Origin of the sequence: Rhodococcus sp. BP-261 (assembly GCF_019835205.1) — a bacterium.
In the GTDB taxonomy this organism is placed as follows: Bacteria; Actinomycetota; Actinomycetes; order Mycobacteriales; family Mycobacteriaceae; genus Rhodococcoides; species Rhodococcoides kyotonensis_B.
Window position 1 is genome coordinate 23,606 of record NZ_JABUCO010000008.1, and the last position, 12,439, is coordinate 36,044.

At 63.8% G+C, this 12,439-nt stretch carries 15 protein-coding genes; 6 read left to right on the forward strand and 9 right to left on the reverse strand.

What is annotated here, in order from left to right; genetic code table 11:
- Window positions 1-54 precede the first annotated feature (54 nt).
- Window positions 55-2,244 (reverse strand): EAL domain-containing protein, encoded by a 2,190-nt coding sequence (locus HQ354_RS11650; protein WP_167675276.1) that lies wholly within the window; start codon window positions 2,242-2,244, stop codon window positions 55-57.
- A 364-nt stretch (window positions 2,245-2,608) separates the two neighbouring features.
- Between HQ354_RS11650 and HQ354_RS11655 the strand changes: the two genes are divergently transcribed.
- The gene (locus HQ354_RS11655; protein WP_167675274.1) at window positions 2,609-3,301 is read left to right on the forward strand and encodes a ZIP family metal transporter; all 693 of its coding nucleotides are present in this window, start codon (window positions 2,609-2,611) and stop codon (window positions 3,299-3,301) included.
- 55 nt (window positions 3,302-3,356) lie between these two features.
- On the opposite strand, the gene HQ354_RS11660 is transcribed toward HQ354_RS11655, so the two are convergent.
- The 3 genes from HQ354_RS11660 to HQ354_RS11670 all read right to left on the reverse strand — a co-directional run bounded on the left by HQ354_RS11660 (window position 3,357) and on the right by HQ354_RS11670 (window position 5,073).
- Entirely contained in the window at window positions 3,357-4,070 is a 714-nt protein-coding gene (locus HQ354_RS11660; protein WP_222634699.1) for a GAF and ANTAR domain-containing protein, read from the reverse strand.
- 116 nt (window positions 4,071-4,186) lie between these two features.
- Window positions 4,187-4,645 (reverse strand): ATP-binding protein, encoded by a 459-nt coding sequence (locus HQ354_RS11665; protein WP_167675270.1) that lies wholly within the window; start codon window positions 4,643-4,645, stop codon window positions 4,187-4,189.
- Between the two features lie 50 nt (window positions 4,646-4,695).
- A complete protein-coding gene (locus tag HQ354_RS11670; RefSeq protein ID WP_222634700.1) occupies window positions 4,696-5,073 on the reverse strand; it encodes an STAS domain-containing protein in 378 nt (125 codons plus the stop codon).
- 117 nt (window positions 5,074-5,190) lie between these two features.
- On the opposite strand from HQ354_RS11670, the gene HQ354_RS11675 reads away from it, so the two are divergent.
- Entirely contained in the window at window positions 5,191-5,628 is a 438-nt protein-coding gene (locus tag HQ354_RS11675; RefSeq protein WP_068426267.1) for a hypothetical protein, read from the forward strand.
- 65 nt (window positions 5,629-5,693) lie between these two features.
- Window positions 5,694-5,834, forward strand: a complete 141-nt coding sequence (locus HQ354_RS11680) for a hypothetical protein (RefSeq protein ID WP_165839503.1) — start codon at window positions 5,694-5,696, stop codon at window positions 5,832-5,834.
- Window positions 5,835-5,916: 82 nt separating this feature from the next.
- Here the strand turns inward: HQ354_RS11680 and HQ354_RS11685 are convergent, their stop codons facing one another.
- Entirely contained in the window at window positions 5,917-6,522 is a 606-nt protein-coding gene (locus HQ354_RS11685) for a DUF305 domain-containing protein (protein WP_167675268.1), read from the reverse strand.
- 50 nt (window positions 6,523-6,572) lie between these two features.
- Entirely contained in the window at window positions 6,573-6,953 is a 381-nt protein-coding gene (locus HQ354_RS11690; protein WP_068425711.1) for a DUF6153 family protein, read from the reverse strand.
- A 123-nt stretch (window positions 6,954-7,076) separates the two neighbouring features.
- On the opposite strand from HQ354_RS11690, the gene HQ354_RS11695 reads away from it, so the two are divergent.
- Window positions 7,077-8,048: an endonuclease/exonuclease/phosphatase family protein gene (locus HQ354_RS11695; protein ID WP_068426262.1), complete on the forward strand. Its 972-nt coding sequence runs from the start codon at window positions 7,077-7,079 to the stop codon at window positions 8,046-8,048.
- On the opposite strand, the gene HQ354_RS11700 is transcribed toward HQ354_RS11695, so the two are convergent.
- Both HQ354_RS11700 and HQ354_RS11705 read right to left on the reverse strand, forming a co-directional pair.
- A complete protein-coding gene (locus tag HQ354_RS11700; RefSeq protein WP_068425708.1) occupies window positions 8,049-9,530 on the reverse strand; it encodes an alpha/beta hydrolase in 1,482 nt (493 codons plus the stop codon). It lies immediately after the preceding gene.
- A 24-nt stretch (window positions 9,531-9,554) separates the two neighbouring features.
- Window positions 9,555-10,190 carry a hypothetical protein gene (locus HQ354_RS11705; RefSeq protein WP_068425703.1) on the reverse strand — a complete coding sequence of 212 codons (636 nt, stop codon included), beginning with the start codon at window positions 10,188-10,190 and terminating at the stop codon, window positions 9,555-9,557.
- Between the two features lie 148 nt (window positions 10,191-10,338).
- Here HQ354_RS11705 and HQ354_RS11710 point away from each other — a divergent pair, with 148 nt between their 5' ends.
- Both HQ354_RS11710 and HQ354_RS11715 read left to right on the forward strand, forming a co-directional pair.
- On the forward strand, window positions 10,339-10,944 hold the full coding sequence (locus HQ354_RS11710) for a TetR/AcrR family transcriptional regulator (protein WP_068426256.1): 606 nt from the start codon (window positions 10,339-10,341) through the stop codon (window positions 10,942-10,944).
- 7 nt (window positions 10,945-10,951) lie between these two features.
- The gene (locus tag HQ354_RS11715; RefSeq protein ID WP_157105294.1) at window positions 10,952-11,416 is read left to right on the forward strand and encodes a hypothetical protein; all 465 of its coding nucleotides are present in this window, start codon (window positions 10,952-10,954) and stop codon (window positions 11,414-11,416) included.
- Window positions 11,417-11,546: 130 nt separating this feature from the next.
- Here HQ354_RS11715 and HQ354_RS11720 read toward each other — a convergent pair whose 3' ends face one another.
- On the reverse strand, window positions 11,547-11,756 hold the full coding sequence (locus tag HQ354_RS11720) for a hypothetical protein (protein ID WP_068425697.1): 210 nt from the start codon (window positions 11,754-11,756) through the stop codon (window positions 11,547-11,549).
- Between the last annotated feature and the right edge of the window lie 683 nt (window positions 11,757-12,439).

The window sequence follows — 12,439 nt, forward strand, 5'->3', positions numbered from 1 at the left end:
TGCTACCCCCGCCCGTTTCTGTCCTTACCCGGCTGGGGCGTGGCTAACCCACCTTTATCTGCGCGGAAGGGTCGCCGTCAGATCGTCCGCACTCATGGGCCGGCCGAAGAGGTACCCCTGCGCGAGGTCGCAGCCGGTCGCGGCCAGTGCGTCGAGCTGCTCCCGGGTCTCGACGCCTTCGCCGACGACGGTCACGCCGAACGCCTTGGCGAGCGCGACGATGGCCGTCACGACCGCGGTGGCGCGCGGTGTGGGGAGCTTCGCGATGAAGGACTTGTCGATCTTGAAGCACTCGAACATCGGATAGCGGTCCAGGTAGGAGATGGAGCTGTGGCCCTTCCCGAGGTCGTCGAGCAGCAGCGCCACCCCCATCGAATGTAGCGCGGCGATCGTGTCGGCAACCCGTGCGGTATCAGCCACCCAGACGGTCTCGGTGATTTCGAGACCGAGTGCGTCCGGTGGCAGGCCTGTTTCGTCGAGTACCGCCGCCACCTCGCCCGGAAAAGCGGTGTTACGGAGTTGCAGCGCACTGACATTCACGCGCATCTCGACGTCGGAGAAACGTCGCCACTTCGCCGCCTGAGCGCAGGCGGCCCGCAGCGCCCAGGATCCGAGTGCCGTTGCCAGACCGGTCCTTTCGGCGACCGGAACGAACTCGCTCGGCTCCACGAGTCCGTGTACCGGGTGCTCCCATCGGGCCAACGCCTCGACGGCGACCAACGTGCCGGTCGCGATGTCGACCAACGGTTGGTACACGAGATGCAACTGGTTGTGTGCGAGTGCATTTCGGAGATCGACCGACAACGACCGGACGCGATCGGCGTCGTACAGATCGCCGGTGTCGAACACGGCGTACCCGCCACCACTGTCCTTCGCGCGATACATCGCCAGATCCGCCTGATGCACGAGCTGTCTCCGCGTCGACGACGGCTTCGAGACGGCGATGCCGATGCTCCCGCTCAACGGGACGGGCGCTTCGTCCATTGCTTTCGGTGTGGCGATCGACGTCGAGATATGGTGCGCAAGCTTTTCCGCGTGCGTGATGTCGTCGACGCGTTCACAGATGATCAAGAATTCGTCGCCGCCGAGTCGGGCAACGGTGTCCTCGGCTCGAACCGTGGCGGACAGGCGGTGCGCGAACCGAACCAGCGCACGATCACCCGCGTCGTGACCGAGGCTGTCGTTGATGACCTTGAAATCGTCGATGTCGAGCAGCAGCAATGCGGCGGAAGTCGATTCCTCACTCGCCCGTGCCAATGCGTCGTCGATGATCTCGTAGGCCAAAGCTCGGTTCGGAAGTCCGGTGAGAGAGTCGTGCATGGAGCGTATGCGGAGTTCGTTGTCGAGATCGATCCGTTTGAGCGCGGTGGACAGCACGCTGGTGATGGCGGTGAGGAATTCGACCTCCTGGTCGCTGTAGTCGCGGGTCCCGGTGCTGTAGATCGACAGGGCGCCCCACGGGTTGGAACTCGCGATCGGAACGGGGATCGCGACGCCGCTGTGGAGGCCCAGTGTTGCCATGGCGGCGGTGTCGAAGCGTGACTCGGAACCGGTGTCGGTGCAGACGGTCGCCGCGTTGTGCTCGATCGCGTACCCGGCTAACGATCTGTCTCCCGACGGGACGACGGGGTTGTCGCCCATCGCGCGCGTCACGGCGTCGATGCGCAGAAAGTCGTCCGAGGGGTGTTCATGCCGTGCGATGGCCGCGGACTCGACACCCATGAGCGTCGACGCGGCTGCCGCGGCCGCGTCGAGCAACTCGGGGAGCTCGGCCGACACCGCCAGCCGACCGAGATCGGCGAGTGCGTGCTTTTCTGCCGCGCTACGACGCGCCGCGATGACGGATGCCTCGAGTTCGCGATCGCGTCGAGCGCCCTCGGTCCGGTCGCGGATCATCGATGCGATGAGGTCGGGCTTGCCGCCGTCGCGGCGAACGACGAATGTCGTGACGACGACGGGAATGCCCGTCCCGGTCACGTGATGACGCAGCTCGCTCCTGCCCTGCCAGAAGCCGATCGTGCTCAGACCGTTCTCGACCTGCGACGACACCTCGAGGCCGCGGGGGGTGAAGAACTCCGACGTGGTGAGGTGCGGGTACTCCGGTAGCTCGGTCAGGCCGACCAGCGCGAGGCCAGCCGGGTTGACGTACACGACGCGGCCGGAGAACTCGGACAACGCGAGCATGTCCGGTGAGAACTCGAGGAGAGCCCGCAGTATTGCCGGGTCGTCCGTTGGGTCGCGCATGGGTCATCCGTTCACATCGGTCGGCTGCGTAGGTCCATCCAACACCAAACCGACTACCACGACGCCCACGGCGCGAACCCACATGTTTTCACGCCGGAAAACCATCTCCGATACCGATAATGGAGAGTTTTTCTGTCACACTGACTGAATGGTCTGGTGGGTCGTCGGGATTCTCGTGGTGTGGTGTCTGCTGTCGCTGGTCGTCGGCTTGCGGGTAGCCAGAGGTCTGCGGGACCTGCGTGAGGACGACGAGGACTGACGTCGCCGCGGCAGCAGCGTCTCGAGGAATGGCCGGAATGTCCGTTTTCGCTTGGGCGGCAGCACGTTTCGTTTGAGCAGGCATTATTGCGGCGATACGTCGACGATGAACGCGTTCGGAGCTGCCCTGTACGGAGTGGGTACCGCCCTGCCCCTGGTCGTCGGCGCGGCAGTGGGTTTGCGGTGGTCGCTACCCAAACCCGTGCTGGCGGCGATGATGGCGTTCGGTGCAGGCACGATGATCGCCGCGGTGTCGTCGGAACTGTTCGCGCCTGCCTTCGAGCAGGCCGGCATCCTGATCGCCGGGGGAGCGTTGTTCCTCGGCGCGGGCGTGTACGTCGTCGCCAATCATCTGATCGAGAACAAACTCGGCCCTGCGGCGATCGGGTGGGCGCTGATGCTGGGCACGGTGCTCGACGGTGTACCCGAGAACACCGCGCTCGGGGTGTCGCTCACCAGCGGCGGGGGAATCGTGCTGCTGGTCGCGGTCGCGGTGGGCAACGTGCCCGAAGCGGTCGGCGGAGCAGCGTTGATGAGGGATCAGCATGGCTTCAGCCACTCTCGCGCGCTCGGACTGTGGAGCATCACGGCTGCTGTCCTGGTCGTTGTGACCGTCGTCGGCTATCTGCTGTCGGATGTCATCCCGGAAACCGGAATCTCGACGGTGCAGGCATTCGCGGGTGGGGCGACGCTGGCGGTCCTCGCGGACTCGCTGATGCCCGAGGCCTACCGCGACGGCGGGTGGTGGGTCGGAATGGCAACGGCTGCGGGCTTTTTGGTGGCGTTCGCGCTCGGTTGAGGCGCATCGATGTCACGCGGCAGCCGATAGACGGTTGTGGCGGACCAACGATGCCTCATGTCTCGCGGCCCGCCTCGACGAGTTGCTTCGCGATCTCGGTGACCGGGATGTTGCGATCCTGGGAGAGCCTGCTGAGGAGTCGGAAGGCCTGTAGTGCATCGATGCTGAAGCGTCCCATGATCATTCCCTTGGCTTGCCCGATCATGTCGCGCGACGCGAGGGCCGACTTGAACTGTTCGTCGCGTCTGACGCGAGAGATACCGACCGCTACATGCGTTGCCAGAGCCTCGGCCTGCTCGATCGTGTCCTGATCGAACGCGTCGGGCGTCTCGGAGTACAGGTTGAGCGCGCCGATCGACTGCGTGTCGGTGTACAGGAGCATCGACAGGCTGGACCGCACAGGCGTTTGGTCGACGATGGCGTCGGCCACCAACGGCCAGCGGGTCTCCTGGCCGAAGTCCTGAACCAGAACGGTGCCGTGACTTCGGATGGCATCGAGGCACGGGCCGGCGTCGTACCTGTCCTGCAGTTGGTCGATGAATCGCGGGATGTCACCGGTCGGGGCCACGGCCTCGAAGTCGTACTTCTTGTTGTGACGATGGATGAGGCTGACCCCGGCATGATCGACGGCCGTCATGAATTTCGCCGCCCACGTGGTCACGTCGTCCAAGATTCCTTCTTCGGTGGAAGGGTCGGGGTCGCCCGACGTGTGAATCGACCGCGCCAGTTCGGCGATCTGGCTGTGGAGATGCTGTGCATTGTCGTTCATCGAAACCCCCAGGGTCGTGGTCGACGCGCACACCCCACGTTGTCACGCATCGGCGCTCAGCGAAAGCACTCACCGAATACGTACCGGGCGGTTTCGATGCTGTCCGGGGTTCGCCGCTACACGGCTCCGGCGAGTGCGGCCGCGTCCCACCGCATCACGACGGACGTGCCCTCGCTCGACGGAGCTACGGACGACACGCTCGTCACCGCCGAAATAAGCGGTAAACCGTTGCCGCGCATGGGATTCGGTGTGGGTGGTCGCCACCGACCATGGTCGACCACTGCCACCTCCAGGGTCTGTTCGAGCGCCGAGAACGCGGCCCGAACGGTGAACGTTCCCGGGACATCGAAGTCTCGGTAGGCGTGTTCGACAGTGTTGGCCAGCGCTTCGTACACGGCGAGCTCGACGTCTGGGCGTCGACTGGAATCGATCGCGGCCGCATCGAGCCACGAAGCGACGGCATGTCTGACGGCGCCGGCGCGGCTGGGGGTGGCAGGTACGTCCGCGATCACCAGTTCGAGCGGGGCAGCGGTCGACGTCGCGACGGTCGGACTGATGGGTGAGTGGACAACCATGGAAGCGTCATACCCGGCCACGTCTACTTCACCCACCCGTCGTCGTCCCGTTATTCGCCGTTGCTCGAAACTGCAGCCAGGGCCGCGTCGAGGTCGGTGTGCACGGTGATCATCTGGTCGATCCCCATCAGCGTCATCGGCCGCTTGGTCGTCGGACCGTCGGCCACCACCGCGAAGTGCGCTGTGCCGGCGACCCGTCGACTGACCTCGATCAACACCGTCATTCCGACAGAGGCCAGGAAGGACACGTCGGTGAGATCGACGATGAGCGTCGTCGGCACGTTCTCGGCGAGCGCGGCGTCGATGGACTCGGTCAGCTGAGGTGCCGTCTGCAGGTCCACGACACCACGAACGGACACTACGGTCGTCGAACCCTTCCGGGTCACGAGGACCACGAGTGAACCGGGCTGAGCATTGTCGATCGTCATGAGTAAAGCCTTTCCTGTCGCCCCGACGGCGCCGTAGATCAGAATCAACCATAGCCACATGCGTCGAGAGGTCTCGCTCGCGGTTTGCTCGCATGGACTGCGGGAAACTCCGAAGCGGTGAGCGAATCGACAGATGGACCGGACAAAGACCACCTTCGCCCCGAGGGCGCGGACGACGACACGATCGCCGCCGTCGGGAAGGTGTCCGAGGCACTCGAGTACGTCGAGCGGGCGCGAGGGCATCTCTACGAGTTGCACCAGCTGATCGGGCACGCAGACCTGCTTCTCGACGAGGCAGTACAAGAATTGCGGGACAGCGGGCACGCCGAACATGCAGACCGCCTGACCACGGAACTGATCGGGCGCAACGTTCTCGCCGGTCGATGGACGTTCCAGATCGTCGAAGATTTCGACGACAACTACTGGACGGCGTTCCGCGAGGAAGAGCGCGCGATCCGAAACGCCCTGCAGGACGGAAAACGTCACGTGTTCGAGTCGGAGATGAAGGAAAAGCGGCGCACCCACGGCCACCCGCGTCACGACTCGCGGCCCTGACTGCCGAGTTTCGGCCCGACGTGGGCGAGGTACCCATCCGCAACCCCAGAACGAGGAGGTCGACGATGGCTACTGACACAGGTCGCACAGACGACGAAGGTCTCGGGAAGGACGGCTCCATCCCGGACACCGACGAAGGAGTGGCCGTCGGGCACACGTCGGAATCGTCCTTCGAACCCGAGGAAGACGAGCAGGCGCCGGAGTAGGGCGGCTGCGCCTGAGATGAACCCCCAGCAGTGGGGTACGAACCGTGTGTCGATGGGCCGTACCCCCGCTGATGGGATTCGGCTAACCAAGCAGCTGCTGCATCCGTTCGATTTCGGCCTTCTGTGTGTCGACGATCGACTGAGCCATCGCGATCGCGTCCGGGTTCGACCCGTCGACGATCTCCGCTTCAGCCATCGAGACGGCACCGATGTGGTGCTCGATCATCATCGTCAGCCATCGTCGATCGAACTCCTGTCCGCTCAGCGACGTCAACGAGCCCATGTCGTCGGGGACCATCATGCCGCCCTGCCCGTGCTCCATGCCGTCCATTCCGCTCATGTCCATCGACGGGGCAGGCTGGCCCCACTGAGCGAGAAGTGCTGCGAGCTGGTCCATTTCCGGCTTCTGAGCGTCTTCGATCTCCGACGCCAGCGTGATCACTTCCGCATTCGTGGACCTGTCCGGTACAAGTTCGGCCATGTCGATCGCCTGTGCGTGATGCGGATACATCATCGTGGCGAAGTGGACGTCGGCGTCGTTGTAGACGGCAGTCGCGTCGTGGCTCGGCGCAGCCTGAACCGACGTGGACGGATGCGCCGAGTGGTCCGCCGTCGTGCTGTTGCTGCATCCAGTGACGAAGAGTGCTGCCGCCGCAACGGCTGCACCGAGTGCAATCTTGGTATTCATCTGTAGATCTCCCTGTGAGTGAATGGTTTTCAGTGCGGTCTGAATACCTGTCACACTCGCAGGAGAACGGACTGGTCCAACGTCCACAGCGTCCACGGCGGGGCGCGACCCCATTCGGATCGTGCGGTGCCTGTTCGGCTGTGGGCAGCAACGGTTCTCGGTACGTCACCAACCGCCGTTGTGGAGAAGGTCAACGCCGTCCACGTCGTGATCGTCCCGGCGCACCGATGCATCATGTGATGAGGCGTCGAACAGTCGTGTTCCCCGAAGGCGACCGGATGCACACTGTCGGCGAACATCGGCATGCTGGGGTGTTCGCCCACAGCAAGAGGCGCTGAATGCATCAGAACCACCCCGAACAGCACGAACGCCACAATCAGCCCACGCGCGGCCGGAGCGGCCCGCCGAATGGGTTGACCGAACGAACGCATGCGTCAGACCGTAGCAGCTGATACCCCCGGGGGGTAGGGGCGGGTGGAGTCTTCCGCACCGTCGAAGGTGTGCACCGACGTGGGACCGATTCGGCGGCGAAGCCGCAGTTGCTACCGTTTCGTATGGGCTTGTTCACCGAGAACGTCGTTGCGCGCCGTGTCGCTCAGCTGGCAGGACTGGCAGGCGTTGCAGCGGGCACGGTCGCCGTCGTCGCGATGTTCTCCGACAGGCCGATCAATCCGCTGATCGCCCTCGCGTCGTTCGTGCCGCTTCTGTTGACGGTCACGCTCGTGGCCGCGCTGATCTGCCTGGTGTTCCGCCGCTGGATCCTGTTGGCGATCTCGGCGGTACTGATCGGATTGGGTGCAACTGTGATCAGTCCGCTGTACCTCGCGAACGGACAGGAGGTCGACGGCCCGTCGGTGCGCGTGATGCAGGCGAATCTGCTGTTCGGAGCGGCTGATCCCGTCAGCCTCATCAAAACCGTTCGCGCCGAGGCTGTCGACGTCCTCACGGTGCAGGAATTGACCGAGACCCTGGCCGGGCGTCTGCGCGACCAGGGCCTCGAGGACCTGCTGCCGTACCACTACTTGATGCCCGACGAGAACGGTGGCGGTGGCGCAGGCATCTACAGCCGCTTCCCGTTGACGGATATGCGCGAGCTCGACGGCTACTACGGGCCAACCAATCTCACTGCGCAGGTTCAGTTTTCGATGCCCTTCGAGATTCTTGCGGTGCATCCGGGGCCCGCGTACGTCACGCCGCCGGATGTCTGGACGTCGGAACTGCGAGATCTGCGCGACGCCATGGCCTCCGCTGCGGCTGGTGACCGGCCTGTCGTCGTCAGCGGTGACTTCAACACCACCTACACCCACAAGCAGTTCCGAGAACTGCTCGACGCCGGATATTCCGACGCCGCAGACCAATTGGGCGTGGGTATCCTGCCGACCTATCCGACGGACAAGTCGTTTCCGGCGATCATCGGCATCGACCACGTCCTGACGCACGACGCACAGCCGACGTCGTTGGAACGCATCGTCATTCAAGGTTCGGACCACCACGGATTGGTCGTCGACGTCGCGCTGGGCGGCTGACTACGGAGCCGGGCAAGTCATGTCCTGTTCCGGCATGATGCCGTCGACCAGGTAGTCGGTGATGACGTCCTGGGCGCACGTGTTCTTGCCGAGGGCGTAGACGCCGTGGCCGCTACCGTCGACGCTGAGGAACCTGGAGCGGTCGCCGAACTTCTCGTGGATCAGTTCACCGCCGCGCAACGGTGTGACCGGGTCGCGCTGATGTTGTGCGACAAGCACATTCGTCGGTCCGTCGTTCTCGACCTGGACGGGAGGCTCGGTCTGTTCGATCTGCCAGTACGCGCACGGCATGATGTTCGCCGCTGCCGCACCGAACAGGGGATTCTTCCGACGATCTTCCTCGACGGCCTGCTCGTATGCGGCCGGATCCGACGGCCACTCGACGTCGTTGCACGTCACCGCGAGAAAGACAGACCAGTTGTTGTCCATCTGTGAGGCTGCGGCGCCCACTGCGAGGGGTGCGTCGTCAGGTGTCCCGTCGCGGAAAGCGATCCAGCTCTGTGCTGCCGATTCGTACGACGCCGGGTTGTACAGGGTGACGAACGTGGACAGCCGGAAGAGCCGTCCGTCGGTTCCCTCGACCGAAGTGCGGTCGAGTTTGTCGGCGATGGCGAAATAGGTGTCGCGTACCTCCTCCGGCGTGCTACCCAGGCCGTACTGATCGTTGCGTGCGGCGGCCCATTTCGCGAAGTCGGGGAACGTGTCTTCCATACCGAGGCCGTAACGACGCATGCCGTCCTGATCGAGATGCGTGTCACCTATGTTGCTGTCCAATACAATTCGATCGGACGTGTCCGGAAACATCGACGCGTACGCGGCGCCGAGAGCAGTGCCGTACGAGTACCCGAGGAAGTTTCCTTTGTCGTCGCCGAGCGCCGCGCGGATACGGTCGAGGTCGCGTGCCATGTTCGCCGTCGTCACATGCTGAGTACGTCCGTCGTCGTTGGCTGCACACCGCGTGGCCACTTCTTCGGCGGTGTTCGCCTGCTGGTCGAACGCTGCCTCGTCGAAGGCGTACGGCGGGACGGCGCCGTAGTACTCGACGTCGGGCGTGAAACCACAACTGATCGGTGAGGAGTGCCCGATGCCGCGGGTGTCCATTCCGATGAGGTCGTAGGTATCGAGCAGTTCCTGAGGAATTTCTCGCTCCGACAGAAAGATCGGTTGATCGAGCCCGGTACCGCCGGGGCCGCCGGGATTCAGCATGAGCGAGCCGCGTCGCGCATCGGGGTTCTTCGACGGTAGTCGCGAGATCGTCAGGTCGATCGTCTCGCCATCCGGGTCGTCGTAGTCCAGCGGGACGGGCACCGTGGCGCACTGCAACCGGGCGGGGCCGGTTTCCGGATTCTCGACGCCGTCGGGGCAGGAAGACCATTGCAGGTCAGGAGGTTCGGAGTCTGCCTGAGTCGAAGCCGGTGTCGCCGAACAACCGGCGACGAGGAGGCCGGCCGCCGCGACCATCGGAAGCAATCGGGATTTCATGATGTTGCCTTTCTGTCCGTGGTGTCAGGTGCCGACCGCGTCGAGGAGCCAGTGGTAACGCAGCCGAAGGGAGCGCTCGATGCTGCCGACGGCCGCGCCGAGGCCCAGTGCGATGTTGAGCCAGATCGGCAGACCGATCGGCGAGGTGAAGGTGCCGACAGAGTCGGCAACAGGTGGAATCTGCGAAATGGCTTCGGCGACTTGAAGAACGAGCAGAGCTACGCCGACGACAAGCATCGCTACCGACACGACGCCGATCATCCGACTCGTCATCGGGTGATTCTGGGCCAGGCGTGCGCGTCGCCCCTCCGCGGAGGCGAGGTCCGGGCTCAGTTGACGTTCACTGCCGTCGTCGGCGACGAAGTGACATCGCTTCATTCCGGAGCCGCTCATGGCAACGTGGATCGTGCCGCCCCGGACGGGAAAGGCGGCAGGCAGCTTCGACGCGGCGACCTGCCTCCCGTTCCGGTAGAGGTTGGCTGTGACGTTGCCCGAGCTCTGGTTCTGCCAGTGCCGAACGTCCACCGCATAGGCGTCGTCGAGTCGAAGGTAGAACAGCGCGCGACCGGGCAGTTGCCACCACCGAAAGCGCTGTAATGGTCGACCGTCGCCGGCGCGAAGCCGCCTGGCGGCGCGGTGTTGTCGTAGCTGTTCGAGCACTGTATCCCTCCTGTTCGGCGATCTAGCACGCTGTACTATTTCAGTGACAGCGCGACACTAGCACACCGTGCTAGCACGGCGTGCTAATTCGGAGTTGGTTCAGGTGAGCCCGTGCATGCGTAGACACTCGCGCGAGGGAATGGGAGCGATGACAGAGAATAAGGAACTCGATTCCAGGGCCAAGGTGATCATCGCGGCATGCGAGATGATCGGCGAAGACCCGGCGTCGACGCTCAGTGTGCGGGCAGTCGCGTCGCGGGCCGGTGTCAGCATGGGGTCGCTGCGACACCATTTTCCGACGCAGCGCGCGCTGCGTGACGCAGTCCTGCAGACGATCTACGACGTGGCGACGCCCGACGACGAAATCATCCACGATAGGTCGGTCCCGGCTCGCGATCGCCTGGTCACGTGCCTACGACAGGTGGTTGCGCCGCAGGTGGGGGACGAAGCGCGGAAGGCTTGGATCAAGGTGTTCGACGCGTTCATCGTGTCGGAACCTACCGACAAGACTCGTGCGGCGTATCAGGCCATGACGGCCGAGGGGCTGAGGAGAATGGAGCACTGGCTGACCGTCCTGGCCGACGAAGGCGCACTGGTGGACGGCGATATAGGGCAGCAGGTGAACTTTCTGAACGCCGTCGTCAACGGGATCTCGATCGAGCGAGCACTGCCTGCCGACTCGTCGATTCTGGACCGCGAAACGTCGACGCTGTACATGGCCGTAGACGCAATAGTGAAGCCGACTGCATCATGATGGACGCATGACCGATGCGTCTGTCTCAATGCCGCCTCAGGTTCGAGGCTTATCTGTCACCGGACTTCTGCCTCTGCTGTGGTTCTGTGCCACGCTCGCCGCAGGCGCGCTCGGCTTCTGGTGGGACACCGTTGGCGGCGTGGTTGTGGAATGGAATCAGCTTGGTCTGCTTTCCGCGATCATCTGGCTTCCCGGATCGTTCTTGGTGCTGAAGGGCAGTTATCTGTGGTACTTGCCTGACGTATGGCCACGCGCGCGCCGTTATCTCACAGCGGGGTTGGGGTCGGTTGCGCTGTGCTGCGCCCTATTGGTCGGCATTATGTTGTGGAATGTGGTCGATCCGCCTGAGTTCCGCGATCCGAACAGTTGGAGTCCAGTGCTGACGACCGTCGAACAATTGATTGTCGCAGTCCCGTATGCGGTCATGCTGATCCTGCTGGTGAATGTGATGGTCGCGCTGTGGCGGCAGTGATGTGGATCAGGGGCGCATGGATTGCGCTCGCGATTGTGCATATTGGACTGGGAGCATCCGTCGCGCAATGGACTCCGATGCAGATCACCGACTGCGAGCTTGGATTGACGATGTCGGCACACATATGCAATCAGACCCTGTGGGACCACTTCGGGATGTCGCTCGTACCGGTCCTGGCTGCGCCAGTCGTGTTGTGCTTCGTTGCTGCGATCGCGTGCCGGCCGCGAGTGTCGTGGTGGGTGGTCGGCGTGATGGCGCTGCTGGTTGTCTTCGGCTTCGGGACTTTGGTCACCGCATCGGCGCCGTCCTCGATGTCGTTGCTCGGAAGCGTGCCCGGCACGGTTCTTGCACTCTTGCTGGCCTTCAGCCACGGGCGGCTTGCGGCGCTTCGGAGGCACCGGAGTCCTACGTCTGAATGCCGGGGATCGGGAACTTCCAGATAGTCAGCACTGCGAGCGTCATGATCACCCCGGACACGGCAAGGTTTCGTAGGCTGTTCGAGATCGACTCGATCACGGCATTTCTCCTTCGTCGTTGCGGCGAGGGGGCCGCCTTGTGAAACACGATCGCCGAGACGCGACCTCTGCCGCATCGGCTGAACTACCCGTTTTTCGCAGATGGGACGAACCGGCTACGCACGCAGCAGCTTTCGCCGACGAAACCGACTTGTCGACTTGTTGCCCCGGCCACACCACGGAACAGGTACCCCACCCCGCCGATCGGACGGTCACAGACGGGTATACGTCGGCCAGCATTGGGCCACCCCCTCATTCGTTCGATCACAGTAGGTACCGATGCACCTGAGACTCGTCCCGCCGCTCGAAGATTCACAGCCTTCGGCTACATTCACCGTCCCGCCTGCAGCCGATCTAGGTTGGGTCAGGCGATCACTCGGCTGGTGCGAACTCTTCGCGCGCGAGTGCTCACTCACCGGTACCGAACAGGTGCTGCTCATTTTTGCGATCGAGTGGGCGCCGTACGGCGGAGCCGACGCGGAGACCGTGTTCGTCAAGTTCGGGGTTT

Coding starts and splice junctions, on each gene's coding strand:
- HQ354_RS11650 (WP_167675276.1), bottom strand. CDS start 2,244: ATGCGCGACCCAACGGACGACCCGGCAATACTGCGGGCTCTCCTCGAG.
- HQ354_RS11655 (WP_167675274.1), top strand. CDS start 2,609: ATGAACGCGTTCGGAGCTGCCCTGTACGGAGTGGGTACCGCCCTGCCC.
- HQ354_RS11660 (WP_222634699.1), bottom strand. CDS start 4,070: ATGAACGACAATGCACAGCATCTCCACAGCCAGATCGCCGAACTGGCG.
- HQ354_RS11665 (WP_167675270.1), bottom strand. CDS start 4,645: ATGGTTGTCCACTCACCCATCAGTCCGACCGTCGCGACGTCGACCGCT.
- HQ354_RS11670 (WP_222634700.1), bottom strand. CDS start 5,073: ATGACGATCGACAATGCTCAGCCCGGTTCACTCGTGGTCCTCGTGACC.
- HQ354_RS11680 (WP_165839503.1), top strand. CDS start 5,694: ATGGCTACTGACACAGGTCGCACAGACGACGAAGGTCTCGGGAAGGAC.
- HQ354_RS11685 (WP_167675268.1), bottom strand. CDS start 6,522: ATGAATACCAAGATTGCACTCGGTGCAGCCGTTGCGGCGGCAGCACTC.
- HQ354_RS11690 (WP_068425711.1), bottom strand. CDS start 6,953: ATGCGTTCGTTCGGTCAACCCATTCGGCGGGCCGCTCCGGCCGCGCGT.
- HQ354_RS11695 (WP_068426262.1), top strand. CDS start 7,077: ATGGGCTTGTTCACCGAGAACGTCGTTGCGCGCCGTGTCGCTCAGCTG.
- HQ354_RS11700 (WP_068425708.1), bottom strand. CDS start 9,530: ATGAAATCCCGATTGCTTCCGATGGTCGCGGCGGCCGGCCTCCTCGTC.
- HQ354_RS11710 (WP_068426256.1), top strand. CDS start 10,339: ATGACAGAGAATAAGGAACTCGATTCCAGGGCCAAGGTGATCATCGCG.
- HQ354_RS11715 (WP_157105294.1), top strand. CDS start 10,952: ATGACCGATGCGTCTGTCTCAATGCCGCCTCAGGTTCGAGGCTTATCT.